The sequence below is a fragment of the Rossellomorea sp. H136 genome (assembly GCF_056838065.1).
Genome location: NZ_CM166371.1, coordinates 1,981,882 through 2,007,725, shown reverse-complemented (window position 1 = coordinate 2,007,725; position 25,844 = coordinate 1,981,882). Strand labels below are relative to the sequence as shown.

The window sequence follows — 25,844 nt, the reverse complement described above, 5'->3', positions numbered from 1 at the left end:
GCAAGAAATAATCTCACAATCTGCCTGTCTAGTCTAGCTTTTCACCCTCTAATATCCCCGCTGCGGATAAATACTCCCTGAGCGGTTCATATTCGGGATCCTTCCAAAAATGATCGGAATGAATTAAGCCTGCAGCATCATCTCTCGCAACTTCCAACGCACGATAGTCATGCACCATATCAGCCACTTTAAACTCAGGGAGCCCACTCTGTTTTCTTCCAAAGAAATCCCCTGGACCCCTTAGTTCAAGATCTTTTTCACTCAAAACAAATCCATCATTGGTTTCTGTCATGATCTTCATTCGTTCTTTTCCAACTTCGGTTTTCGGTTCGGCAAGAAGAATGCAATAGGATTGATGTTCACCGCGTCCAACCCTTCCCCTTAACTGATGAAGCTGAGACAACCCAAAGCGCTCGGCATCATATATCAGCATGAAAGTAGCGTTCGGAACATTCACACCAACTTCGACAACCGTGGTGGATACTAGTACTTGTAGATGGTTTGTACTAAACTCCCTCATCACTTCATCCTTTTCGTCGGGGTGAAGCCTTCCATGCATCAAGCCGACGTTGTAACGTGCTTCAAAGTAGTGCAGCAATTGATTGTAAACATCTATCGCATTTTGAACATCCAGTTTGTCCGACTCTTCAATCAGCGGACATATCACATAGGCCTGCCTGCCTTGATCCAACTCCTTGTCCATAAACGAAAGCACCCTTGGTAGCATATCCGCTTTAGCCCAATAAGTTTCAATCACCTTTCTTCCTGCTGGCATTTGGTCGATTATACTTACATCCATTTCACCAAACACCGTTATGGCTAGAGTCCGTGGAATCGGAGTCGCTGTCATAAATAATACATCAGGACTTTCCCCTTTTTCCCTGAGTACACGTCTTTGATTTACCCCAAAGCGATGTTGTTCATCGGTTACAACCAGTCCCAGATGCTTAAATTGAACATCCTCCTGAATAAGTGCATGCGTTCCAATAAGAATATCAATTTCTCCGTCTTTTAATTTTTCTAATAAAAGCCTTCTTCTTTTTCCTTTTACCGAACTTGTTAACAGGGCTACAGAAAGACCCACAGGTTCCAACAATTCACTCAGAGAGTTTGCGTGCTGTTCAGCCAGAATTTCTGTAGGAACCATTAAAGCCCCTTGATATCCTGCGGTTACACTGGAGTATAATGCAATTGCCGACACGACAGTCTTCCCGGATCCAACGTCACCCTGTAAAAGGCGGTTCATGCGATAAGGGGACTTCATATCTGCTGAAATTTCATTTACCACGCGCTTTTGTGCATCAGTTAAAGGAAATGGCAAAGAGTCAATAAACTCTTTGACCTTATCTAAATCATAATGCTGTTGCACTCCAGACGAATGTTCTCTTTCAAATTTTCTAAGCGCCTGCATTTTCAGTTGAAACAACAAGAACTCTTCATACACAAATCGTCTTCTTGCCTGCTTCATGTCTTCGGTGGAATCTGGAAAATGCAGATGGTAAAGAGCATCATTTCGACTTGCCAGCTTATATTTCTCCATTAGATGATGAGGCAAGTTCTCCGTCAACAAATAACTGTAGTCCTGAAAAGCCTTTTTAATGAATTTTCTAAGTGTGTTGTTTTTTATTGTGCCTTTTAATGAATAAACAGGTTCAAAATCCCCCTGTTTCCCATGGGGGCCAGACTGAAAATATTGAACTGTTATGATTTGCCTGTTCTTATCCCATTTCCCTGTAACCGTCACCGTATCGTGAAGGTTTATTTTCTTCTTTAAATACGGCTGATTAAAAAATACGGCCTGAACTAAATTTCTTCCAACCAATATTCGCAGGGTTAAACGGGATTTTTTTCTCCCATAATACATTAATGCAGGTTCTGAATGGACCTTCCCTTCCACTGTGACACGCTCATCATGGGCCACTTCTTCCAAGTCTCGAAGCCTGAAATCCTCGTACCTGTAAGGCAGGTATTCTAACAAATCCAGAACAGAAAAAATCCCCATTGCATTCAGCTGTACAGCTGTTTCTTCACCAATCCCCTTGATGTCCTGGATCGTTAGTCCTTCATTATGAGTCTTCACGTTTATTCAGGGAAACCCCAAAGATTTTCGCTTCAAGCTCCCTGCCTGTAGGGGTGGCAGCCAATCCTCCTTGAGCCGTTTCACGGAGAGCCACAGGCATTGTTTGACCGATTTTGTACATGGCGTCAATCACTTCATCACATGGAATACGACTCGTTATGCCTGCAAGTGCCATATCAGCAGCAACCATCGCATTGGCCGCTCCCATTGCATTCCGCTTCACACAGGGTACCTCAACGAGTCCCGCAACCGGGTCACACACAAGCCCTAACATATTCTTTAAGGTGATCGCCATGGCCTCAGCGGATTGGCTGGGGGTTCCTCCTGCCATTTCAACGATCGCTGCTGCTGCCATTCCACTGGCAGATCCAACCTCAGCCTGACATCCACCCGCTGCACCTGAGATGGAAGCGTTATTCGCTACAACAAACCCAAACGCTCCAGACGCAAACAAGAAGCGGATCATTTCATCCTTTGTAGGATTCAGCTTATTTTTAACAGCGAACAATGTTCCTGGAACAACTCCTGCAGACCCTGCAGTTGGCGTCGCACAAATCGTCCCCATTGCAGCATTCACTTCATTGGTTGCTACCGCTTTACTTACTGCATCCAGGATGGTGTCTCCGCAAAGAGAGCGGCCTTTTTCAATATATTTTTGTAAAAGCACAGCATCCCCGCCTGTTAAACCTGAATGTGATTTCACACCTTCCAGCCCTCTGGCTACAGCCTGTTCCATCACTTCAAGATTCCTCTCCATTTGACTGTATACTTCATCAAAGGTTTTGCCTGTAAATTCTATTTCTTGTTCAATCATAATATCAGAAATTTTCTTATTTTGACTTTCAGCAAGTTCTACTAACTCTGCTACATTTCGAAACATTAAAATGACCTCCTCGCCTGAATGTAAACGCTATCATTATAGTAATTGATTAATCGGAAATCCGGGTTACTTGAGTAATATTGGGCAGTGACGTTAATTCATTGATGACAGCTTCATCAATCGGTTGATCCACTTCTATTGTCATCAATGCCATCTGACCCTTTTCTTTACGCGAAACATCCATATGACCGATATTCAATTGATGTTTGGCAATGATATTGGATACAGATGCAATCGCCCCAAATCGGTCGTCATGAACGACCAGAATAGCAGGATGATGACCTGACAATTTGAGTTCAAATCCGTTAAGTTCGATAATTTCAACTTTCCCTCCACCAATGGAGATACCCACTAATTCGATTTCTCCTTTGTCATCACCCATCCGGATACGAGCGGTATTCGGATGATCCGTAATGGCATCTTCCTCTTGAAACTTGATCTTTATCCCTTTTTGCTTTGCTACATTGATTGATTCGATAATTCGTTCATCATATGTATCATAATCGAGGATTCCACCTACAATGGCTACATCTGTTCCATGACCCTTGTACGTTTTTGCAAATGATCCATAAAAGGATATCTTCGCCCATTTCGGTTCCCTGCGAAACAGGTTTCTCGCCACTCTTCCTATTCTGGCAGCACCAGCCGTATGTGAGCTTGATGGACCAATCATAACAGGACCGATAATATCAAATACACTTTTGTATTTCATGACTTTTCCCCCTCACTTAACATCCAAACTATACAACCATTCTAACATAATTGAAGGGGACAAACTCCACATAGAGCTGCCCCCCTTCCTTTATTCCTTATTCAACTGAGAATATATAGGAGTAAAGTGGTTGTTTACCATTATGAACTTCCACTTCCACATCTTCATAATGCTCTTCTACATACTCTTTTAATGAATGCACGTCCTCTTCTGTTACATCTTCACCATATAGAATGGTTAAAATTTCGGAGTCTTCATCCAGCATTTCCTCTAATAAGCTTTGCGCCGACTTTTGACGGTCATGATCAGAAATAACAATCTTACCTTCTGCGATTCCCATAAAGTCATCTTTCGCAATGGCAACACCATCAATATTCGTATCTCTTACAGCAAACGTGATTTGACCCGTTTTGACCTGCTTTGAAGCTTCAGTCATTAACTGCTTGTTGTCTTTAACAGAGGCTGATGGATTAAAAGCAAGTAATGCAGCCATTCCTTGAGGTACTGTCTTCGTTGGGACAACAGCTACTTCCATTTCAAGAACTTCTGCCGCTTGATCTGCTGCCATAATAATGTTTTTATTATTCGGCATGATAATGACTTTCTTCGCATTCACTTCTTCTACAGCTTTCACGATATCCTCCGTACTTGGATTCATCGTTTGACCACCTTCAATCACAGCGGTAGCGCCGATGCTTTTGAACAACTCGGAAATCCCTTCACCCATCGCAACCGTAACAATGGCAAAGTCAACTTCTTTTGGTGCAGCAGGAGCTTGTTCTTTCACTGGCTTCGTTTCACCAACGATGCTGCTGTGCTGTTGTCTCATGTTCTCAATCTTGATATTGATGAGACTTCCGTATTTATGACCATATGTCAATACATCACCAGGTTGTTCAGAATGGATATGTACTTTAGCTAATTCATCGTCACTTATGACAAGCAGGGAATCACCGTATCCGCTTAAATCCTGACGGAAACCTTCTTCATCAAATGATTGTTTGCCTTGTTCAAATCTGACCATGAATTCTGTGCAATAGCCAAATTCAATATCCTCCGTACTCATGAAATCTTGAGCTGTTTTATGATGCTCAGCACTCACGAGATCATTCATGGAAGGTAATGAGGCTTGATTTGAAACCTTTTCTCCCTTAAGCTCAGCTAAAAATCCTTCATATACGAATAGTAGTCCTTGACCACCACTATCAACCACTCCCACTTCCTTTAGAACAGGAAGTAAATCAGGTGTACGATTTAACGAAGCCTGAGCCTCATCGACGATTGCCTGCATTAGCTTTACGAAATCATTTTCTGTTTCAGCTACAGAAACACCTTTTCTTGCAGCATCTTTCGCAACCGTTAGAATCGTTCCTTCAACAGGTTTCATAACTGCTTTATAAGCCGTTTCTACACCTGTTTGAAGTGCATTGGCAAATTCTGCACTTGATAAGGATTCTTTCCCTTCAATCGCTTTACCAAAGCCTCTGAACAATTGGGATAAGATAACACCTGAGTTACCTCTTGCTCCCATCAATAACCCTTTTGAAAGAGCAGCAGCCACATTTCCAATATGACCTTGAATATGATTTTGAACTTCCTTCGCACCAGAAGTCATGGATAAATTCATATTTGTTCCAGTATCACCATCAGGAACAGGAAAAACGTTCAGCGCGTCAACCAGCTGCGCATGGGCAGATAATTGAGTGGCACCTTGTATCACCATTTCAGCAAAACGTTTTCCTTCCAAAGATGTAATCGACACGAATCTTCCTCCTCACTACGGGTTCGTGACACGAACCCCCTGCACAAAAATATTTACTGAATCTACCGCCAAGCCGACGGTCTTATCAAGAGTATATTTAACCTTGGATTGTACATTATGAGCAATCTCAGAAATTTTTGTACCATAACTCACAATAATATACATATCAATATGTACTTCCTCTTCATCTTGACGAACAATCACTCCGCGAGTGAAATTTTCCTTACGTAAGATATCTGTGAAACCGTCTTTAATTTGGTTCTTTGAAGCCATTCCAACAATTCCGTAGCAATCCACCGCTGCACCTCCAGCAATCATTGCAATGACATCATTCGTAATATCAATTTGTCCGTACTGCGTTTTCAATTCGATGGACATGGAATGTTTTCCCCCTTTAATTACATGCTTGGCTAAAAACATTTTACTATAAGTATGCTGTTTTTGAAAGCTAAACTATTATCTCTACATGATTTGTCGGGTCATGCCCACTATTTTTTCCTTAATATGCAAAGATTAATCATTTTTACTTCAGGTGAAGTGAGTGTTGATACTCGTGTTTTAGAGAAAGGATTAGTCATGTTCCAGATACTTAATCAAGAAATGCCCTGATTTTCTTTGTGTCTAGCAGATCACTTTGCCCTAATCCTCAAGAAGATAGAAAAAAGACGCCTAGAAACTAGACGTCTTCTCGTTTTAAGTATTATACGCGTTCAACTTTACCAGATTTCAACGCTCTTGCAGAAACCCATACTTTCTTAGGCTTTCCGTCTACAAGAATTCGAACTTTTTGCAGGTTTGCACCCCAAGTACGCTTGTTCGCATTCATTGCGTGAGAGCGAGCGTTACCTGAGCTAGCTTTACGGCCTGTTACTACGCATTGTTTTGCCATAATATATTCCCTCCTCACTAACAAGAAGCTGAAGTTAATTTCAGTTCCACATTTCGCTTATTATCATAAAGATACTTTAATAATTTATCACACAACTTTCTATAATGCAATACTACAATTAAAACCTTTCAAGAAAAAATACTTTACACCAAGAAAAGCGGAAGGGGCTCGCCCTGAGGCGACAAGCATAAGGCGAACTAAACGGAAAGGCGCTTTTTGTCTTTTTGGTTAGTTTGACTTTTAACCTCGAGCCTCAAGCCCCTGGAGGACTCAACTCAGCCTAAAAAACATGTCCAGGGCACTATTGTAGGCCCTTATCATCATTTCCCTATTACCATATAGCAATTATACTCTCATTTATCTCAAACCCACTTCTCTTTCTTCAAAAACAAAAAAGAAGATGGCAAAAGCCACCTTCAACAAACCATTTATTCTTTTTTAAACGTTCCTAACATCGCCCTCACAAGTCCACCCAAGAATTTTGGTAATTTGATTGTATAAAAGCGCATTTTTAGTCCCTCCCCACAATCTAAAGAACGTAATGTTTCGCTTGACAACAGTTTAGTCTATTCAAGCAGTCTCAGTTAAGTACGTCTTCTTTTCTACCTGGTTTTTAGAAGCTTTAATCACTGCTTCTTATCACCATTAATATGCCATTTGAAAAGGAAAAAGTACCAGATGATTGTATAAGTTCATTACTAATACATAGTGTGGAACCTCTGAAAATATTCCGTTTTTTTAATGGATATTTAAAGCCTGAGAGGGTGATATTCTCAACAAAATCAGTGACGGGAACAAAGGAAATATAGTGTAAATCCTTGTTTTTCTCCACGGAATGTTCCCCTGCTGATGCGAGGTAAAGTCGATTTTGTACATCGATGATTTCCACCTGAATATCCTTTTCCACTAGGCTTGGCATCATGAGTAATTGAAGATTTCCCATGAAGTGATCAAGGCGTCCTCCAGTCGCACCAAATATGTTAATATTGTCTGGGTTCTGATCGATGGCCCAGTTTAGGGCAAGTTCAAGATCCGTTTCATCCTTTTCAGGCTTATAGCGATTGACTTCCTGGACTTTTTCTTGAATCAGAATCCATTCCTCATCGGAAACCGAATCAAAATCCCCAAATGCTACCCATGGTTCTATGGACTGTTCCAATAGTGTATATACTCCCCGATCGACCCCTATCCACTTCACTACTTCCCCGTCGTACACCTTCAATTCAGGGATATATCTTCCTGGACCACTTGCGACTATATTGATTATCATTATCTCCACTCCTTTTCTACAAAAATGGACTGACCCAAAAGGATCAGCCCCTGTCGTCTCTTATACAAGAGATCTCTTTAATTCTTCGATTGCCGCCCCTCGATCGCTACGGTTGTAGATGGCAGAACCAGCTACAAACACATCAGCTCCTGCTTCAGCACAAATGGCTGCCGTTTCAGGGTTAATGCCTCCATCAACTTCTATTTCAAGTGTTGGGTTTACTTCATTCGCCCATTCACGAATTTGTTTGATCTTCGGAACGACAGACGGAATAAACGATTGTCCACCAAATCCAGGGTTCACAGTCATAAGCAGAACCATATCGACATCTTGCAAAATCGGCTTGATCATTTCTGCCGGTGTTGCAGGATTTAGGACGACTCCCGCTTTTACGCCTTTGCTTTTGATCATCTGAATCGTTCTATGCAAATGGGGATCTGCTTCTACATGGACGGTAAGATAATCAGCTCCAGCATCTGCAAAAGCTTCAATATATTGACCTGGATTTTCAATCATAAGATGAACATCCAGTGGTAACGTTGTTAACGGTCTAATGGCTTTCACGATCATTGGACCCAATGTTATGTTCGGAACGAAGTGACCATCCATCACATCCACATGGATATAATCGGCTCCCCCTTTTTCAACATCTTTAATTTCATTCCCTAACTCTGCAAAATTAGCAGACAGAATGGAAGGTGCGATTTTCATATTTAGTACCTCGGCTTTCTATCTTTTATTTCTTTGTGGAACGTTAAATAGTGATCATAACGGTAAGTAGGGATTTCTCCTGCTTCTACGGCAGCTTTAACGGCACATTTCGGCTCATTGATATGGAGGCAGCCCCTAAATTTACAGTCCTCGGACACTTCAACCATTTCAGGGAAGCATCGTGGCAGCTCATCTATTTCAAGCTCTGAAAACTCCAATGAACTAAACCCAGGGGTATCCGCTACTAACCCATCTTCAATATCAATCAGTTCAACATGACGAGTCGTGTGTTTCCCCCGGCCTAAGTGGGATGAGATCATAGCCGTCTTTAATTCAAGTTCAGGTTTTAAGGCATTAAGCAAGGACGATTTCCCTACTCCGGATTGCCCTGCAAACACAGAAATTTTATCACGTAAATACGGAGTCAATTCCTCTACACCATGCTCCGTTTTCGAAGACGTCATCAGGACTTCATACCCGAATGAGCGGTAATCCTTCACAAATCGTTCAATTTTGTTTGTTTGATCAGATGTAAGTAAGTCCATCTTGGTTACACAAATAAGCGGTTCTATTTCTTTACTCTCTACCAACACAAGAAAGCGGTCAAGTAAAGCCGGGCTAAAATCCGGTTCGCTTGCAGAGAAGACCAATATCGCTTGATCGACATTTGCAATCGGGGGACGTACTAACTCATTCTTACGGTCACAGACCTTCAGAATGTATCCATCCGTTTTGTTCTCCGCTTGAAATTCAACATAATCACCCACCAGGGGTGTTATTTTATTTATACGGAAATTACCTCTGCCCCGACATTGTGTAACGCTTCCTTCTGAAAGCACATAGTAAAATCCACTTAATGCTTTAACAATTTTTCCTTCAGGCATTCGAAACCTCCTATTCAGAATATATTATAAAAAATAATTAAGTCGTCTGAGTTATGTATCACTACTATTATAAATGAAAACAAGAGGACTGTCCCGTTAGGTTCATTTAAACCCGGGTACAGCCCTTTGTCAATTGTCATTTATTCATCTTTAGGATACTCGACAGTACCTGTTTTATACTCTTGACCGTCTCTCAATATTCGATATTCCCCTACTGTACCTTCTTCCAATGTAAAGGTAAGGGTGAACTCCGTATCCTTCGTAATACCATCGATCTGATCCGGTTCACTATCCTCAAAAGTACTATCCTTGTCCTTAATTAGTATTTCCACAGGTTGAGGGGTGCCATCATTTTTTGTATAAGGAACTGTTACCTTTAATGTTTCTACCTTGGTCGGTACTTCCTTCGGCGGCTCAGGACCCTTAGACATGATAACGTAAACATCCTCACCTTTACTAATCGGAGTACTCGCAACCGGCTTATGAGAAATCACCCTACCTTCCTCAACCTCATCTGAAAATTCTTCACTCTGAACAATGATATTTATTCCATTCGAAGCTTCATATTTATCAAGTGCAGTTTGATCAAAACCTTCCAAGCTTTCCAAATCAAACTTCTCAGTTCCCTTACTCACTGTAAAGGTAATTGTCGTTTCTTCTGCCACGACCTCTACTCCAGGTGACGGATCCTGATTGAGAATGGTTCCTGCAGGTTCTCCTTCATCGAATTCTTCTTCTTTTTCTATCGTGAAACCTTTTTCTCCAAGTTCAGAGGACACTTCTTCAAAATCTTTTCCGACATAGTCCTCGACTTCCACTTTTTCTTTTCCTGTACTTACATAGATATCGATAGCCGTACCTTCATTCGCCATCCGTCCTGCCTTTGGGTTTGTCTTGATTACAAAACCTTCAGGAATCGATTCATGGGATTGTTTTTTTGTTTCTCCGACGACAAACCCCTCTGAAACGATGGTGGAAATGGCTTCAGTTTGATCTTTTTCAACCACGTCCGGTACCTGGACCTCCTTTGGCCCCAGCAGCTCAGGAACAAAGGTAACAGCAGCAACTCCTAAAAGAATCAACAAAAAGAACAAACTAATAATGAATATCGGCCACTTCTTTTTACCCTTTTTCTTAGGATCACCCTTCTTGTTTTTCTTCTTGCCTTTCTTCTTACCGTCTTGGACTGGAGGAGTCGGCTTCGTTTGAAGTTTGTCTGTGTCCGCTTGATGATGAACAATCGTATCATCTAGATTCGAATACGCCTTCTGATCAGTAATGACAGGAATTGCTTTTGTTGCTTCGTCATCAAGGGGAACGGCAAATTTAGGCTCATTTATCCGACCAGGGTCAAGCGCTGAAAACAGATCTTCATCCATCTCCTCCAGGCTCTCGTACCGTCTGAATGGATCCTTGGCCGTTGCTTTTAATACGATATTTTCAACGCTCTGGGGAATATCAGGATTCCACCTTTTTAATGATGGTGTTTCCGATTGCAAATGCTTTAAGGCAATCGAGACCGCTGATTCTCCAGAGAAAGGCAGTCTTCCCGTTAACAATTCAAACATGACGATTCCCAGTGAATAAATATCAGATTTTTTCGTAGCCATTCCGCCCCTTGCCTGTTCAGGAGAAAGGTAGTGGACCGATCCCAGGACTGAATTGGTCTGGGTGATCGAAGTGGCACTAAGAGCCATCGCGATCCCGAAATCCGTTATCTTCACATTTCCTTCTTCATCAAGAAGGATATTATGGGGTTTAATATCCCGGTGTACAATATGATTCTGATGAGCATGAGACATTGCTAAGGTTAACTGCTTCATAATATCCAGCGCTTTGTCTACATGAACAGGTGAATGTTGCTGTATGTATTGCTTTAAGGTCATACCATGGACATATTCCATGACAATATAGTATAGATCGTCTTCTTCTCCTACATCATATATACTCACAATGTTCGGATGAGTCAAGCTAGTAGCAGATTGAGCTTCCCGTTGGAATCGTTTAATGAATTCCTCTTCATTGGCAAAATCGATCCGGAGCATTTTAATAGCCACTTCACGATCCAAAATCACATCGTGAGCTAAATAAACGTTGGCCATTCCTCCGCCGCCGATTAGTTTAATGATTCTGTAACGCCCACTGATGCGCTTTCCTTCCATCATGTTATCACCCGCTTTCCGTTTCAGCGGCAAACTCTACAATTACTACGGTAATATTATCTTCACCGCCATATTCATTGGCTAAATGAACAAGCGACTCTCCTTTACTCTCAAGGGAGTGGTCCTGAACCAATATCTCTTTCATTTCTTTTTGGGAGACTTTATTAGAAAGACCGTCTGAACACAATAAAATAACGTCTTCTTCTTCAAATATTATCGTTTTAATATCCATCGTAATTGAAGCTTCCGTACCTATCGCTCTAAGTATCACATTTTTTCTTGGATGATGCTCTGCATCTTCTTTTGAAATTTCGCCGCTTCTGACTAATTCATTTACAAGTGTATGGTCTTCTGTTAACTGATGAAAACCATTTTCATTCAGTATATATCCTCTGCTGTCACCAATATTGACAATAGTTGCAAACAAGGAGGTGCAAATGGCTCCAACGAGAGTCGTCCCCATTCCTTCACACTCTGGATTAGACTGAGAATAAGTATATACTTCTTTGTTTACTTCGTTAATAGTTGATTTTAACCAATTTTCGGCTTCATCAGCGGTGTGAAACTTCTCTGTTTTCTCCCATAAGTCCTTTAAGATGGAGATGGTAAGCTCGCTGGCAACGTCTCCGGCTCTGTGGCCGCCCATTCCATCTGCTACAACAGCTAAATGATCGCCATGATGATTCACGAATACGCCGGCACTATCTTCATTTAGTTGACGCACTTTCCCTTTGTCCGTAAAATATACAGTTTTCACTTATGTCACCTCGTCTCTTCTTCTGCACCTGTTTAAAGTAGCTCCTTATACTCATAGTAGGGTGCAACTTTAGTTCAAAAAAATGAATTCACTTTGATTATCTTCGTTAAATACATTCAGCTTGCCATTCGTTCCGAATGGGAGCTGAATAGGTTGATAATGAAAAGAGAGAATATTTTCAGCTTTTATCACTTTTGATGAAATAAACATATGATTACAAAGTAATGGATAATCAAAGATTCATTAAGGGCTATTGTACTTTTACGACTTTTCTGGTGAATTTTCCTGCTTTACTTTCGACATTTGAGCAATTTCGACTTATTTTTTTCTAAAGCATGAAATAAAGAATCCATCCCCGCCAAAATCCTGAGGAAATACTTGTAATTGATTTTCTTTAATAAATGGTGTGATGGAATCCGGAAGTTCATCTAATGGTTGAGGAACAAATTCTGGATGATCACTTAAGAAAGCCGATACAGTACCTTCATTCTCATTTTGGTCCACAGTACAAGTGCTATAAACTAACAGTCCATCTTTTTTTAACAATGGTGCAACGGCTGAAAGAATGTACAGCTGAATCTTTTGCAGTGATAGAAGATCGGATTCTTTTTTAGCATATTTTATATCCGGTTTTCTTCTTAATACACCTAGTCCAGAACATGGGGCATCCACTAGAATGCGATCGAAGCTTCCTTTTTCAAACTTCTCTCCTGCTTTTCGACTATCAAGGGTTGCAGTCTTTACATTATTTAATCCAAGACGAGTTGCATTTTCGTCAATTAATTTGACCTTATGCTTGTGTAAGTCCAATGCATGGACTTCTCCGGTTCCTGATAGTTTTTCGGCTATGTGAGTCGTTTTCCCCCCTGGTGCTGCGCATGCATCTAACACTTTCATCCCTTGTTCAAGCTTTAAAGCATAGGAGACAAGCATGGAACTTTCATCTTGGATGGTGAATTGTCCGTTACGATATTCATCTGTTTTTGCCAGATTCCCTCGAAGTGACTGGATCGCTTCCGGAACAATCGGGCTTTCTTTCACTTCATTTCCATTATCCGTCAAGAGTTGGATAAGCTCTTCTCGAGTGATTTTGGTTGTATTCACCCGTGCCGTTTGATTAGGTGCGATTAAATTGGTTTCACACATTTCTTTCGTTTTCTCCAGGCCAAATTGCTCTCCCCATCTCTTCACAAGCCAATAAGGATGACTCGTTTCGATGGCCACACGCTCGATTGGATCTTTAATAGTGTCAAGGGAAGGAAGCCCTTTCCTTTGCACAGAACGCAAGACCCCATTCACCAACCCTGAAATGCCTTTATGCCCTCTCTTCTTAGCAATTTCTACAGCTTCATAGAAAACAGCACGGTCAGGAATTCGATCTAAGTACACAAGCTGATAGAGGGATAAACGCAATAGATGACGAACCCACTCATCCAACTTCCCTTTAAGAAATGGAGCTAAATAGAAATCCAGCGTCATTTTCCGTTGAATGGTTCCATATGTCAGCTCCGTTAATAACCCAATATCCTTTCTTGGCAGCTGATTTTTTTCAATCACAGAATTGAGTAATAAATTACTGTACGATTGATTTTTTTCTACTGCTTCAATGACATCAAGTGCTGCTTCACGGACGGTCTTATTTCGTTTACTCATTAGTCTCTCCTAACATCATTCCTGCTTTCAGGTGAGAACCTGCTCCACGCAGATAATCCTTTGCACTCATTCTCTTTTTCCCCGAAGGCTGTAAATCGGTTATTTTTATTCCTACTGAAGTGCCTGTAGAAACAACGAATCCATCCTCTTCAATCTTCATGATTTCTCCAGGAGCAGCAGAAGTTCCGCTGACTTTTTCTCCCCACCAAACTTTGATCACTGAATTTTCTAATGTGGTGTACGCAACTGGCCAAGGGTGAAGTCCTCTAATATGGTTGTAGATTTCTTCTCCACCTTTCGTCCAGTCAATTTTTTCTTGTTCGCGTTTGATGTTTCGTGCAAACGTCGCTTTTGAATCATCCTGCTTGACCGGGGCTATGTCCCCTGCCAATAATTTGGGCACCGTTTCAATGAGTAACGCTGCACCTGCAACGCTTAATTTATCGTGTAGGGTTCCGACATGGTCACGTTCTTCAATATCCACTTCCACTTGACTAATAATGTCACCTGCATCAAGCTTTTCGACCATATACATGATGGTGATGCCCGTTTTCTCTTTTCCTTGGAGAATGGAATAATGAATGGGCGCTCCCCCTCTAAGTTCAGGAAGTAAAGAGGCGTGAACATTGATGCATCCATACTGAGGGGCTTCCAATAATGCGTTGGGAAGAATTTGTCCGAAAGCGGCCGTTACGATAAGGTCAGGTTCTAATGCAAGCACTTTGTTTAACTCATCTTCATCCTTAATTTTCTCTGGTTGATAGACTGGTATCCCGTTCTTTTCAGCTGCTACCTTTACAGGTGGAGGCGTAAGGATCCTCTTTCTACCCACTGGGCGATCGGGCTGTGTCACGACCGCAATTACATCATAGTTTTCGTCTAATAGAGATTGAAGAACAGGAACGGAAAAGTCAGGCGTTCCCATGAAAATTACTTTCGTCATTAAGCTTCATACCCTTCTAATTCTTCTTCTGTCACATATTTTTCTACCTTTGAGGTAAATAGAACACCGTGAAGATGATCAATTTCGTGTTGAATAGCTCTGGCTAAAAAGTCCTGGGCTTGAAATTCAATCATTCTTCCTTTTCGGTCAAACGTTCGGACCTTGATGGAATAAGGACGCGTCACTTCCCCATATAACCCCGGGAAGCTCAGGCACCCTTCAAGGTCGGTTTGAGATCCGTCCGCTTCGACGATTTCCGGATTGATAAGCTCGATGGTACCGGAGTCATCCCCGATATCCACCACCGCTACCTGAAGGTCGACTCCTACTTGAGGAGCTGCAAGGCCAACACCATCCGCTTCAAGCATTGTGTCATACATATTTGCCAATAATTTTTTTAATTTCTTATCAAATGCCGTTACCTTCTCACATTCTGTTTCTAAGATTGGATCAGGGTGCATTACAATTGGAAGTATTGCCATAAGTCTCCTCCATTTTCCCGTAAAAAATATAGTTACATCATCATATAAGGGTTCACATCTATAGAGATTGTTAACCCTTGAGACGCATATTGCTGCTGGTACTGATCTAATACTGTTTTCAATGTAGTACCAAGATTTGGTTCCCGCTTGTATTTTATCAAACATTGATACCGATATCTATTCTTTATCCTGGGGATCGGTGACGCCACGGGTCCAAGAATGATCGTTGTTTCAGATAGCTTTGAACGGATATATTTCGTCATCTTCTCTGCAATATCCACAACTTTCATTAAATCTTCATGACTTAATGTGACGAGAGTGATGTAGTAAAAGGGAGGATAAGAGCCCATTTTCCTCATCATCATTTCCTGTTGATAAAAACGGTTGTAATCATGATTAGACGCTAACTCGATTGAATAGTGCTCCGGAGTATAGGTTTGAATCACTACTTCTCCCGGCAGAGTGTGCCTGCCTGCACGTCCGCTTACTTGTGTAAGTAATTGAAACGTCTTCTCTGCAGCTCTGAAGTCTGGAAGATGAAGCATCGTATCCGCACTGAGGACCCCGACGAGAGTGATATTCGGAAAATCCAGACCCTTGGCAATCATTTGTGTACCAAGAAGTATATCTGCTTTTCCCTCTCCAAAGGCCGTCAATAGTTTTTCATGTGACCCTTTTCGGGAGGTTGTGTCCACATCCATACGAATGATTCGTGCCTCGGGGATAAGTTTCGTCAATTCTTCCTCTACTTTTTGAGTTCCTGTCCCAAAATAACGAATATGCTCACTCGTACACTCTGGGCAAGTAGTGGGAACTCCTTCTTCGTAGCCGCAGTAATGACATTTCATGCCGTTTGAAAAGCGGTGGTAGGTTAAAGAGATATCGCAGTTTGGACATTGAAGGACAAAGCCGCAATCTCTGCACATGATGAATGATGAATGCCCTCTTCTATTTAGGAATAGAACGGTTTGCTCTCCTTTCTCAATTCGGTCCTGAAGCTTTTCGAAAAGTTCAGTTGAGAACATGGAACGGTTCCCCTTCCTCAGTTCCTCTCTCATATCCACAATTTCTACTTGAGGAAGTGGTCCATCATTCATCCGTTTATCCAGCGTGAGGAGCCCATACACACCTTTTGATGCTCGAGCAAAGGTTTCCAAAGAAGGTGTGGCGCTTCCCAAAATGACAGGGCATTGATGGTATTCCCCTCTATAAATGGCCACGTCCCTGGCATGATAACGAGGATTTTCTTCTTGCTTGTAACTTGTTTCATGCTCTTCATCAATAATGATGATTCCGATATTTTCAAAAGGAGCAAAAACAGCTGAGCGGGCACCGACCACCACTTTTACTTCCTTACGCTGAATCTTTCTCCATTCATCGTACTTTTCACCAACTGACAAACCGCTATGTAGAACAGCTACATCATTTCCGAACCTGCCCTTGAACCTGTGAACCATTTGGGGAGTAAGCGAAATTTCAGGGACTAATACAATCGCTTCCTTCCCTTCTTGCAAGACCCGTTGAATGGATTGAAGATAAATTTCCGTTTTACCACTTCCTGTTACTCCGTAAAGAAGGAATGTGTGATGTTTTTCTTCATCAATGGTGTTCAGTATAGGACAAATCGCCTGGTCCTGTTGAGCCGTTAACGAAAGCGGCGAGGTCTTCTTGAACGTCCTGTTTTCAAAGGGATCACGATACATTTCAACATTTTTCTCAATCAGAACCCCTTTATTGACTAAGGATTTAACAGTTGATGAGGTAGTTGCCATCTCTTCAAGGAGTGTTGTGGCAAGGATTCCGTCCCCACCAGGTGCAGAGTCACTCATGTATTCTATGATTTGTTTCTGCTTACTTGCTTGAGGAGGCAGACTGTTCTTCACTTCTTCTAAATCATCTTCAGGTACATTAAGATACAGTTTTCGGACCGTTTTCTTATTCCCCTTCGCTTTCACTCTGTAAATTACTTCAACCGAACCTTGTTTTACCTCTTTATGAACGAGAGGGAGCAGGCCGTTTTCTTCGATCGCTTTCCAGGACACTTCTCTTCCATTTTGAAAGAAGTGCTGGAGCGAAAGATGAAGTACACCCGGACTCTTATTTTCCTCTAGTTGGAAGAATTTTTCATATTTCGCTTTCATGGCTGCCGGAAGCATCGCTTGAAATGCTGAGATTTTAAAGCAGAGGGTCTTCTCTGTAAGCCAGTTCCCCAATGTTAGTAGTTCTTTATTCAGGACCGGTACAAGGTCCATCGGCTCAACTATCGATTTCAGTTTAGAGACTTCGCCTTTTTCTTTTAATTCAATGACAAAGCCTTGGATTTTTCTTGGTCCAAAAGGAACGATGACTCTCATGCCGGGAACGATGCTGCCTCTCCATTCAGCCGGAATACTATAGTCGTAGGCTCGATCCGTCTGCATGGCAGGAACATCTACGATGACACTAGCTACGTTCATGTGAGGAGCCCTTCTTCATTTGCCGGATCGCTTCTTTATAGATTTCTTTCGCTACCTCTACCTTTGATAATAATGGCAGCTCTCGAATGGTACCTTCGCTTGTTACAATCGATACTTTGTTCGTGTCCGTTCCAAACCCTGCCCCAGTTTCTTTTACATTATTTGCAACAATCATGTTTGCCCGCTTTTTCTCAAGCTTTGCTTTCGCATACTCGTAAACGTTTGTTGTTTCGGCAGCAAATCCGATTAGATATTGATGTTTCTTACGCTCACCAAGACTCATTAATATATCCTTTGTCCGTTCAAATTCAATCACAAGATTACCATCTTTTTTCTTCAGCTTATCCTTGAAGATTTCTTTCGGACGATAATCAGCGACTGCAGCGCTCTTCACAACGATATCCGCTGTTGAAAACGCTTCATGAACAGCATTGTACATATCTTCAGCACTTGTTACGGAGACAAATTCAATACCACTTGGAACGGGTAATTGAGACGGTCCGGAAATCAAGACAACCTCTGCCCCAAGAGACACGGCCGCCTCTGCAAGGGCGTAGCCCATCTTCCCTGTTGAGCGATTGGAGAAGAAACGAACGGGATCGACCATTTCTCTTGTCGGTCCGGCAGTTATGACGACTTTTTTCCCCTGTAATATCTTCCTTTCACTATCACGATTAGAAAAATAGCGATCAACCAGTTCCACTACTTTCTCAGGTTCTTCTAATCTTCCTTTTCCAACATATCCACAAGCTAAATACCCTTCACTTGGTTCGACAAATTGGTATCCAAACTCAAAAAGGGTATCAATATTCCGCTTCACCGCCGGGTGATCATACATATGTACATTCATGGCTGGGGCAATCCATACTTTCGCTGTCGTTGCCAAAATGGTTGTTGTAATCATGTCATCTGCAATTCCGTTCGCCAGCTTCCCAATGATGTTGGCAGTGGCTGGTGCAACCAGTACAAGATCTGCCCAGTCAGCTAAGTCGATATGAGCAATCTTTGACGAATCCTTTTCATCAAAGGTATCCCAGTATACATCTTGACGGGATAATGCCTGAAAAGTAAGTGGAGCCACAAATTTTCGCGCTGATTCTGTCATGATGACCTTCACATCGGCACCGCTTTGGACCAGCTTGCTCGTTAAAGCAGCCGCTTTATATACAGCAATTCCACCAGATACACATAACAGTATTTTTTTCCCCTTGATCATTCTGCTTTCCCCCATTACACTTTATCCTTCTATTATTATGAAGGATATTGATAGAAAAAGAAAATAGGGTTGTCCCGAAAGATCATGAAATCTTTCGAGTCAACCCCCCTAGAGTTTTTCATTAAGCATGATGACGCTTATTCATCAGAATAAACCGCTTTGGCATCTCTTTCTCTCATAGATAATTGACCGGCTTGAATTTCTTCAAGGGCTTTTCCTACAAACTTATGGGACTCATATTGGTTCAAACGGTAATCCCCGGTATCTTGCAGGTTTCTTGCTCTCTTAGCAGCAATACTGACTAACGAATATTTAGAATCGATCTTCTTCATTAATGAATCAATGGATGGGTTTAACATTTATTCAACCTCCAGCATATTTAAGTATCGTTGTTGCACTCTTTCCCGTTTGCAGTGTTCTGCTTGAACAATGGATTTAATCTTACCAACTGCATGTTCAATTTGATCATTTTCAACAATGTAATCATACAGATTCATCATTTCAATTTCTTTTCTTGCAGTATTCATTCTCCCCTGGATTAAATCATCCGTTTCGGTTCCTCTTGTCACGAGGCGATTCTGAAGTTCAGAAAGACTAGGCGGTGCCAGGAAGATAAATAAACCCTCAGGGAATTTGTCCCTGACCTGTTGTGCACCTTGTACTTCAATTTCAAGAAAAACATCTCTTCCTGCATCAAGTGTTTCTCGAACGTAATCAACAGGGGTGCCATAATAGTTTCCAACGAATTCTGCATACTCCAGCAGTTTACCTTGCTCTATAAGTACTTCGAACTCTTCTCTTGATTTAAAGAAATAATCTACACCATCCACTTCTCCTTCACGGGGATTACGAGTGGTCATGGAGATGGAATATTCAAACTTTGTATCTTCTTGGGAAAAAATCGCTTTACGAACGGTTCCTTTTCCTACACCTGAAGGTCCGGAAAGAACGATCAGCAATCCTTTTTCTTTCATTTATTTACCCTGCCCTTCTTCTACTATATCCTCTTTATCAGTTAAACGATGAGCAACGGTTTCGGGTTGAACAGCTGAAAGAATAACGTGATCGCTATCCGTAATAATTACCGCCCTTGTTCTTCTTCCGTATGTAGCATCAACGAGTGTTCCCCGGTCTCTTGCATCTTGAATCAGGCGTTTGATCGGTGCTGATTCGGGACTTACAATTGAGATGATCCGGTTAGCTGAAACAATATTTCCAAATCCTATATTGATGAGCTTAATCGACATAACGCTCCTCCTAATCAATAGTTTAGTTTCGCCGGAATGACAGTAAACTAAACTTCTTATTCTACATTTTGCACTTGTTCCCTGAGCTTCTCCAGTGTTGATTTCAGTTCCACAACAATCGTGGCAATGAAGGAATCATTTGCTTTCGAACCAATCGTGTTCACTTCCCGATTCATTTCCTGGATCATGAAATCCAGCTTCCTGCCTACAGGTCCTTCACCGGTCAATGAGGAATGAAAGTACTGAATATGACTTTCTAACCTCGTCAGTTCCTCGGTAATATCCGATTTATCAGCAAAAATGGCAACCTCAGTGAGCAAACGGCTTTCATCGAAGGAAGTTTCATTGTATTCAAGAATCCTCTTTCTTAACCGTTCTCTATACTGATCAACCAGTTTAGGAGCATGATCGGCAAGTTCACCAATTTTAGTCTCAAAATGATTCAGATGAGTGAGAAAATCTTTCTTGAGGAGCTCTCCTTCTTTTTCACGCATTTGTCTAAGGTCATTCGCCGCTTGTGCTACAGCTTTTAACACCAACTGCTCAAGCTCTTCGTTTTCCTCTTCCATTTCTTCGATCATCACAAATTCTTCTCTGTTTAAGAGATGGGATAATTGCAGTTCATCTTTTAGGGAGAAGGTTTCTTTCACTTTATTTACTAACTGATAATAATCTTGAATGAGCTTCCAGTCAATATGTAGATTCTTATGTACTAAGCCATCGCCGGTTATGGTGATGAAAATATCCACTTTCCCTCTCTTAACGGACTGGGATACTTGTTTTTTAATTTTATCCTCAAGTTTCATTAATTGTCGGGGCATCCTTATGAAACATTCACTAAACCTGTGATTAACGGATTTCATTTCAACCGTTACAGTATGTTGTTCAGAGTCTACTTTGCTTCTTCCAAAGCCTGTCATACTGACAACCATTACGATCACATCCAATCTTTTGACGATATTCGTATGTAGATCAACTGATTTCATGCTTGCACTCTCACTATATAAAAAAGGTAATAGAGGTTATTCTCTATTACCTTTTGGATTATACCACATTTCACTGTTTTTTTCTTGCAAAAAATGACCCTGCCAGTAAAAACGTTGGAACCGAGCTTAAACCAATGATCAAGAACCAGTCCTTTAACACAATTGGTACTGTATGGAAGATCGGCTGCAAGGATGGGATGTATATCACGAGAAGCATCAATACGAGTGAAGATAACACGGCCCATACAAGATACATGTTTCCGAAGGGATTTCTTGAAAATACAGAAACATCACTTCGACAGTCAAACACATGAATGAGCTGTGCCATAACCAATGTAGCAAAGGCAACGGTTTGGGCATACGCCAAGTGATCGGGGTGAGTCTTATACGACAACATGAAGGCAAGTAGAGTGACACCACCGATTAAGAAGCCCCTTGAAACTACCTTCCAGCCTAATCCTCTGGCAAAGACGCCTTCTTTTGGATGCCTTGGTTTTCTCTTCATGACATCATCTTCTGGCTTATCGAGACCAAGTGCCATGGCAGGAAGTCCATCTGTCACAAGGTTCACCCAAAGAATCTGGATCGGCACCAATGGAAGTGGAAGTGCCAGGATCATGGCAAACAGCATGACGAGAATTTCCCCTACATTTGATGCCAGCAGGTACCGAATAAACTTTCTGATATTTTCATAGATGTTTCTGCCTTCCTGGATTGCCGATTTAATCGTTGCAAAGTTATCATCCAACAGGACAAGTGAGGAAGATTCCTTGGCTACATCTGTTCCGGTAATTCCCATGGCTACTCCAATATCCGAAGATTTTATTGCCGGAGCGTCATTTACTCCATCCCCGGTCATCGCCACCACATGTCCCCGGTTTTGCAGGGCTTTGACGATTTTTAATTTATGCTCAGGAGAAACACGTGCAAAAACCGAAACTTCTTCCACGATTTCTTCCAGTTCATGTACTTCCATATGATTCAGGGCTTTTCCATCCAGAACGCGATCTTTGTTTTTTAGGATTCCTAGCTGTTTGGCAATCGCTTTAGCCGTTAAAATATGATCACCTGTAATCATCACCGTCTTAATGCCGGCTGCCCGACACTCTTTCACTGCCTGCTTCACTTCAGGTCTGGGAGGATCGATCATACCTTGTAAGCCAATGAAGGTCACCCCTTCTTCAATGTCATTTTCCTTAATCCCTTCGATGGATCTTTCATTGAGGGGTTTATAAGCAATCGCAATGTTTCGAAGCGCATTGGACGACATTTCACTGATTGCCACTTCTACTTTTTGGGCTATTTCAGCTGATTTATATTGAAGTCTTCCTTCCCACAAGATGGATTCGCTTTTGCCGACTAAAACGTCGGGAGCACCTTTCGTTACAGAGAAGTGTTTCCCGTTTTGGTCGACAACGATGATACTCATCATTTTTCTTGTAGAATCAAAGGGGAATTCTTTTACAATCGTAAATTTCTTCTGCAAAGATTCCCGGCTCAATCCAGCTTTCAACCCCGCCACAAGAAGAGCCCCTTCTGTAGGATCCCCATCAACTACAAAGTTTTCTTCACGTGTTACGAGTTCCGCATGATTGCACAGCATACCAAAGGTTAATAATTGTTGAAGAGCATTTTCACTGTGAGGAGTTACCCTTTGATCTCCGCTGTAAAATTGGCCATCCGGTTCATATCCGGTTCCCGTTACTGTCCACGTTCTGCCTCCACTCCAGAGATGTGTTACCGTCATTTTGTTTTGAGTCAGAGTTCCTGTTTTATCTGAGCAAATAACCGATGCACAGCCTAATGTTTCAACAGCCGGCAGCTTTCGGACGATTGCTTTCTTCTTGATCATTCGCTGAACGCCGAGGGAAAGGGCAACGGTTACAATGGCAGGTAGTCCTTCTGGTATGGCCGCAACTGCCAAAGAAACCCCAGCTAAGAACATAGTGTACATATCGTGACCCTGAATCACACCGATTCCTACGACCAATGCCGTTAACACGAGAGCAACGGAAATCAGTATTTTCCCTAATTCTTCAAGTTTTCTTTGAAGTGGGGTTATCATCGTTTCAGCTTTTTGAATCATATCAGCGATTTGTCCCATGGCTGTCTTCATTCCGATTGATGTCACAACACCAATACCATTACCCCTAGTTACCATCGTCCCCATAAATGCCATATTCTCTAAGTCTCCGAGACTCATGTTTTCACCATTGACGGGGTTCGTCGATTTTGTGACAGGTACAGATTCCCCTGTTAAAGCAGACTCTTCTATTTCCAGATTGTTCGTTTCAATGAGCCGCACATCTGCCCCGATCCGATCCCCGCTTCCAAAGCGGATGATATCACCGATAATGACCTCTTTAGAAACAACTTTCACCCACTTACCATCTCTCAACACCGAAACCTGAGGTGCCGAAAGTTCCTTTAAAGCCTGCAGGGACCTTTCTGCTTTACGCTCTTGAAAAAAACCTAGAAAACCGTTTATTAACACAATGGCTATGATGGCAATCGCATCGATGTATTCTCCCAGTAATCCTGAAATGAGTGTGGCTGCCAATAACACAAGAACCATAAAGTCCTTAAATTGACTGAAAAATAATAACAAAGCCGACTGCTTCTCAGCTTCCTCCAATTGATTGTACCCAAACTGTTCCCGTCTCTTTGCTACGTCATCTGTTGAAAGACCCTCTAGATAATTGGTATTTAATGACTGCTCTATGTCCTCTTGTCTCATCTCATGAAATTTCATGCAACCATGTCACTCTCCTCCTACGATACGAAAAGTTGTCCTTCTCATAGCATTCTTATTCAGACTCGTCCTAAAAAATGATATGATTTATGTATGTTTTGCATTTCACCTGTGAGAGGGGTAAAATCGGTTACATTTGATACACAGAGACCAAGATCAAGCTTGGCAGATATAAAATACACCGAAATCGTTTAAAGCAAAGGATGTTATATATGTCATTTGATGGATTATTTACTAGAAGCATGACCAAAGAATTGAACGAGAACTTATTGCACGGACGCATCAACAAAATACATCAACCTTATAAAAATGAAATCATCATGATTATCCGGGCGAATGGAAAAAATCACAAAGTTCTATTATCCGCCCACCCCAGTTATTCAAGGGTACAAATAACAAAAGAAAACTATGAAAATCCTTCTGTCCCTCCCATGTTCTGTATGCTTCTACGAAAGCATCTGGAAGGGTACATTGTAGAGGGGATCAAACAGGTTGAACTGGACCGGATGATCATAATTGAAGTGAAAGGCAGAAATGAAATCGGCGATATTTCCTACAAACAGTTAATCATCGAAGTAATGGGGCGCCATAGTAACATCATTCTAGTTGATAAAGAACGAAATATGATTCTGGATAGTATCAAGCATATATCACCAAGCATGAATACACACCGTACTGTTTTGCCTGGTCATACGTATGTTTTACCACCACAACAAGATAAAAAAAATCCACTTAATGCTACCAGTGAGGATGTTCTGAGAGCACTGGACTTTAACTCCGGCAAACTGGATAAGCAGATTGTCCAAGCTTTTGCAGGCATTTCTCCTCTTTATGCAAAAGAAGTTGTTCACCTTGCAGGAATCGGTAACCAGTCTACGATTTCCGAATCATTCTTAGAATTGATTCAGTATGCAAAATCCAATGACTCTACACCAACCCTCATTAGTGGAGAGAAAGAAACGTTTTACTGGATGGATCTTGAACATCTGCAAGGAGAGAAACAAACCTTTCCTTCGTTAAGTGAACTATTGGACCGATTCTTCTATCAGAAGGCTGCACGAGACCGGGTGAAGCAACAAGGAAACGACTTGGAACGATTCATCCGAAACGAACGGGATAAAAATGTAAATAAAATTGAAAAATTAAAGAAAACGTTGGAGGATGCCCAGCAGGCAGATCGATATCAATTGCTCGGTGAACTCCTTACTTCGAATTTATATGCGGTTGAACGAGGAATGACTGAGGTTAGCGTGGTAAATTATTATGATGAAAACGGGGAAAGTATCATGATCCCCCTCAACCCGCAAAAGTCTCCATCAGAAAATGCCCAAAATTATTTTTCACGCTATCAAAAAGCAAAGAATGCGATAAAAATCGTTCATGAGCAAATTGAAAAAGCCGACGAAGAGATTGTCTACTTAGAACAATTACTTCAACAATTAGAATCGGCATCAACAAAAGACGTTGAAGAAATCAGAGAAGAGCTGGAAGAAGAAGGCTACCTGAGGGTCCGTAAACAAACTAAAAAGAAAAAGGCCAACGTGAAACCTGTTCTGGAAACATACACTTCAAGCGACGGCACACAAATCTTGGTCGGAAAAAACAATAAACAAAATGATTATTTAACCAACAAAGTCGCAGGGAAAGAAGAGGTATGGCTTCATACGAAAGATATTCCAGGCTCTCACGTTGTAATCAAGAGTTCGAATCCTTCGGAGGAGACGATTAAGGAAGCAGCTAAAATTGCTGCCTACTTTAGTAAAGCACGGGAATCAAGCTCGGTGCCTGTGGATTTCACTGGAGTCAAACAGGTAAAGAAACCAAAAGGAGCCAAGCCGGGGTTTGTCATTTATGAAGGACAGCAAACGGTATATGTGACACCTGATTTGGATTTGGTCCGTTCGCTGAAGAATTGATATTTATTAATGAAGCACTTTCACTCAGTCTGAAATAGGGTGGGAGTGCTTTTGTTTTTCCCTTATCAAAAAAACTAAAAGCAACT

Annotated in this window: 23 protein-coding genes; 1 reads left to right on the top strand and 22 read right to left on the bottom strand. The window is 41.6% G+C overall.

Going from position 1 to position 25,844, the window contains the following annotated elements; translation table 11 throughout:
• Positions 1–28: 28 nt before the first annotated feature.
• The 22 genes from recG to ACYH0O_RS10030 all read right to left on the bottom strand — a co-directional run bounded on the left by recG (position 29) and on the right by ACYH0O_RS10030 (position 23,842).
• Positions 29–2,080 (bottom strand): ATP-dependent DNA helicase RecG, encoded by a 2,052-nt coding sequence (gene recG, locus ACYH0O_RS10135; protein ID WP_482632137.1) that lies wholly within the window; start codon positions 2,078–2,080, stop codon positions 29–31.
• Positions 2,067–2,960 carry an L-serine ammonia-lyase, iron-sulfur-dependent, subunit alpha gene (sdaAA, locus tag ACYH0O_RS10130; protein ID WP_149155476.1) on the bottom strand — a complete coding sequence of 298 codons (894 nt, stop codon included), beginning with the start codon at positions 2,958–2,960 and terminating at the stop codon, positions 2,067–2,069. Before sdaAA ends, recG begins: the two co-directional genes overlap by 14 nt.
• Before the next feature lie 49 nt (positions 2,961–3,009).
• Positions 3,010–3,672, bottom strand: coding sequence for an L-serine ammonia-lyase, iron-sulfur-dependent subunit beta (gene sdaAB, locus ACYH0O_RS10125; protein WP_149155475.1), 663 nt, complete (start codon positions 3,670–3,672; stop codon positions 3,010–3,012).
• A gap of 97 nt (positions 3,673–3,769) precedes the next feature.
• Positions 3,770–5,434, bottom strand: coding sequence for a DAK2 domain-containing protein (locus ACYH0O_RS10120; RefSeq protein WP_482632136.1), 1,665 nt, complete (start codon positions 5,432–5,434; stop codon positions 3,770–3,772).
• Positions 5,435–5,449: 15 nt separating this feature from the next.
• Complete coding sequence (locus ACYH0O_RS10115) at positions 5,450–5,812, bottom strand: Asp23/Gls24 family envelope stress response protein (RefSeq protein WP_034755738.1); 363 nt, start codon at positions 5,810–5,812, stop codon at positions 5,450–5,452.
• Positions 5,813–6,134: 322 nt separating this feature from the next.
• Positions 6,135–6,323, bottom strand: coding sequence for a 50S ribosomal protein L28 (gene rpmB / locus ACYH0O_RS10110; protein WP_034755741.1), 189 nt, complete (start codon positions 6,321–6,323; stop codon positions 6,135–6,137).
• A gap of 428 nt (positions 6,324–6,751) precedes the next feature.
• A complete protein-coding gene (gene spoVM, locus ACYH0O_RS10105; protein WP_032088878.1) occupies positions 6,752–6,832 on the bottom strand; it encodes a stage V sporulation protein SpoVM in 81 nt (26 codons plus the stop codon).
• Positions 6,833–6,945: 113 nt separating this feature from the next.
• Positions 6,946–7,593 (bottom strand): thiamine diphosphokinase, encoded by a 648-nt coding sequence (locus ACYH0O_RS10100; RefSeq protein ID WP_482632135.1) that lies wholly within the window; start codon positions 7,591–7,593, stop codon positions 6,946–6,948.
• Between the two features lie 60 nt (positions 7,594–7,653).
• Positions 7,654–8,304 carry a ribulose-phosphate 3-epimerase gene (gene rpe, locus ACYH0O_RS10095; protein ID WP_482632134.1) on the bottom strand — a complete coding sequence of 217 codons (651 nt, stop codon included), beginning with the start codon at positions 8,302–8,304 and terminating at the stop codon, positions 7,654–7,656.
• A 2-nt stretch (positions 8,305–8,306) separates the two neighbouring features.
• Positions 8,307–9,188, bottom strand: a complete 882-nt coding sequence (gene rsgA, locus ACYH0O_RS10090; protein ID WP_482632133.1) for a ribosome small subunit-dependent GTPase A — start codon at positions 9,186–9,188, stop codon at positions 8,307–8,309.
• 140 nt (positions 9,189–9,328) lie between these two features.
• The gene (pknB, locus tag ACYH0O_RS10085; RefSeq protein WP_482632132.1) at positions 9,329–11,353 is read right to left on the bottom strand and encodes a Stk1 family PASTA domain-containing Ser/Thr kinase; all 2,025 of its coding nucleotides are present in this window, start codon (positions 11,351–11,353) and stop codon (positions 9,329–9,331) included.
• A gap of 4 nt (positions 11,354–11,357) precedes the next feature.
• Positions 11,358–12,107: a Stp1/IreP family PP2C-type Ser/Thr phosphatase gene (locus tag ACYH0O_RS10080; RefSeq protein ID WP_482632131.1), complete on the bottom strand. Its 750-nt coding sequence runs from the start codon at positions 12,105–12,107 to the stop codon at positions 11,358–11,360.
• Positions 12,108–12,425: 318 nt separating this feature from the next.
• Positions 12,426–13,760 carry a 16S rRNA (cytosine(967)-C(5))-methyltransferase RsmB gene (rsmB, locus tag ACYH0O_RS10075; RefSeq protein ID WP_482632130.1) on the bottom strand — a complete coding sequence of 445 codons (1,335 nt, stop codon included), beginning with the start codon at positions 13,758–13,760 and terminating at the stop codon, positions 12,426–12,428.
• On the bottom strand, positions 13,753–14,703 hold the full coding sequence (gene fmt, locus ACYH0O_RS10070) for a methionyl-tRNA formyltransferase (RefSeq protein WP_482632129.1): 951 nt from the start codon (positions 14,701–14,703) through the stop codon (positions 13,753–13,755). Before fmt ends, rsmB begins: the two co-directional genes overlap by 8 nt.
• Positions 14,703–15,185 (bottom strand): peptide deformylase, encoded by a 483-nt coding sequence (gene def, locus ACYH0O_RS10065; RefSeq protein ID WP_149155466.1) that lies wholly within the window; start codon positions 15,183–15,185, stop codon positions 14,703–14,705. Before def ends, fmt begins: the two co-directional genes overlap by 1 nt.
• A 32-nt stretch (positions 15,186–15,217) precedes the next feature.
• Positions 15,218–17,641: a primosomal protein N' gene (gene priA, locus ACYH0O_RS10060; protein WP_482632128.1), complete on the bottom strand. Its 2,424-nt coding sequence runs from the start codon at positions 17,639–17,641 to the stop codon at positions 15,218–15,220.
• Positions 17,628–18,857 carry a bifunctional phosphopantothenoylcysteine decarboxylase/phosphopantothenate--cysteine ligase CoaBC gene (coaBC, locus tag ACYH0O_RS10055; protein WP_482632127.1) on the bottom strand — a complete coding sequence of 410 codons (1,230 nt, stop codon included), beginning with the start codon at positions 18,855–18,857 and terminating at the stop codon, positions 17,628–17,630. The genes priA and coaBC overlap by 14 nt, the downstream gene beginning before the upstream one ends.
• Before the next feature lie 137 nt (positions 18,858–18,994).
• Positions 18,995–19,216, bottom strand: coding sequence for a DNA-directed RNA polymerase subunit omega (rpoZ, locus tag ACYH0O_RS10050; RefSeq protein WP_482632126.1), 222 nt, complete (start codon positions 19,214–19,216; stop codon positions 18,995–18,997).
• Entirely contained in the window at positions 19,217–19,831 is a 615-nt protein-coding gene (gene gmk / locus ACYH0O_RS10045) for a guanylate kinase (RefSeq protein ID WP_148968692.1), read from the bottom strand.
• Positions 19,832–20,104, bottom strand: a complete 273-nt coding sequence (gene remA, locus ACYH0O_RS10040) for an extracellular matrix/biofilm regulator RemA (protein ID WP_044337446.1) — start codon at positions 20,102–20,104, stop codon at positions 19,832–19,834.
• A 56-nt stretch (positions 20,105–20,160) separates the two neighbouring features.
• Entirely contained in the window at positions 20,161–21,036 is an 876-nt protein-coding gene (locus ACYH0O_RS10035) for a YicC/YloC family endoribonuclease (RefSeq protein ID WP_149156051.1), read from the bottom strand.
• A 124-nt stretch (positions 21,037–21,160) separates the two neighbouring features.
• Positions 21,161–23,842, bottom strand: coding sequence for a cation-translocating P-type ATPase (locus tag ACYH0O_RS10030; RefSeq protein ID WP_482632125.1), 2,682 nt, complete (start codon positions 23,840–23,842; stop codon positions 21,161–21,163).
• A gap of 212 nt (positions 23,843–24,054) precedes the next feature.
• On the opposite strand from ACYH0O_RS10030, the gene ACYH0O_RS10025 reads away from it, so the two are divergent.
• Positions 24,055–25,758, top strand: coding sequence for an Rqc2 family fibronectin-binding protein (locus ACYH0O_RS10025; protein WP_482632124.1), 1,704 nt, complete (start codon positions 24,055–24,057; stop codon positions 25,756–25,758).
• The last annotated feature ends 86 nt before the right edge of the window (positions 25,759–25,844 follow it).

Bases quoted from the DNA above. Each gene is read 5' to 3' on its own strand.
- spoVM (WP_032088878.1), bottom strand. From the start codon at position 6,832: ATGCGCTTTTATACAATCAAATTACCAAAATTCTTGGGTGGACTTGTG.
- rsgA (WP_482632133.1), bottom strand. From the start codon at position 9,188: ATGCCTGAAGGAAAAATTGTTAAAGCATTAAGTGGATTTTACTATGTG.
- ACYH0O_RS10115 (WP_034755738.1), bottom strand. From the start codon at position 5,812: ATGTCCATCGAATTGAAAACGCAGTACGGACAAATTGATATTACGAAT.
- gmk (WP_148968692.1), bottom strand. From the start codon at position 19,831: ATGAAAGAAAAAGGATTGCTGATCGTTCTTTCCGGACCTTCAGGTGTA.
- ACYH0O_RS10030 (WP_482632125.1), bottom strand. From the start codon at position 23,842: ATGAAATTTCATGAGATGAGACAAGAGGACATAGAGCAGTCATTAAAT.
- pknB (WP_482632132.1), bottom strand. From the start codon at position 11,353: ATGATGGAAGGAAAGCGCATCAGTGGGCGTTACAGAATCATTAAACTA.
- rsmB (WP_482632130.1), bottom strand. From the start codon at position 13,760: ATGAGTAAACGAAATAAGACCGTCCGTGAAGCAGCACTTGATGTCATT.
- sdaAB (WP_149155475.1), bottom strand. From the start codon at position 3,672: ATGAAATACAAAAGTGTATTTGATATTATCGGTCCTGTTATGATTGGT.
- ACYH0O_RS10100 (WP_482632135.1), bottom strand. From the start codon at position 7,593: ATGATAATCAATATAGTCGCAAGTGGTCCAGGAAGATATATCCCTGAA.
- ACYH0O_RS10035 (WP_149156051.1), bottom strand. From the start codon at position 21,036: ATGGTTGTCAGTATGACAGGCTTTGGAAGAAGCAAAGTAGACTCTGAA.
- priA (WP_482632128.1), bottom strand. From the start codon at position 17,641: ATGAACGTAGCTAGTGTCATCGTAGATGTTCCTGCCATGCAGACGGAT.
- coaBC (WP_482632127.1), bottom strand. From the start codon at position 18,857: ATGATCAAGGGGAAAAAAATACTGTTATGTGTATCTGGTGGAATTGCT.
- rpoZ (WP_482632126.1), bottom strand. From the start codon at position 19,216: ATGTTAAACCCATCCATTGATTCATTAATGAAGAAGATCGATTCTAAA.
- sdaAA (WP_149155476.1), bottom strand. From the start codon at position 2,960: ATGTTTCGAAATGTAGCAGAGTTAGTAGAACTTGCTGAAAGTCAAAAT.
- rpe (WP_482632134.1), bottom strand. From the start codon at position 8,304: ATGAAAATCGCACCTTCCATTCTGTCTGCTAATTTTGCAGAGTTAGGG.
- remA (WP_044337446.1), bottom strand. From the start codon at position 20,104: ATGTCGATTAAGCTCATCAATATAGGATTTGGAAATATTGTTTCAGCT.
- fmt (WP_482632129.1), bottom strand. From the start codon at position 14,703: ATGACGAAAGTAATTTTCATGGGAACGCCTGACTTTTCCGTTCCTGTT.
- def (WP_149155466.1), bottom strand. From the start codon at position 15,185: ATGGCAATACTTCCAATTGTAATGCACCCTGATCCAATCTTAGAAACA.
- ACYH0O_RS10025 (WP_482632124.1), top strand. From the start codon at position 24,055: ATGTCATTTGATGGATTATTTACTAGAAGCATGACCAAAGAATTGAAC.
- rpmB (WP_034755741.1), bottom strand. From the start codon at position 6,323: ATGGCAAAACAATGCGTAGTAACAGGCCGTAAAGCTAGCTCAGGTAAC.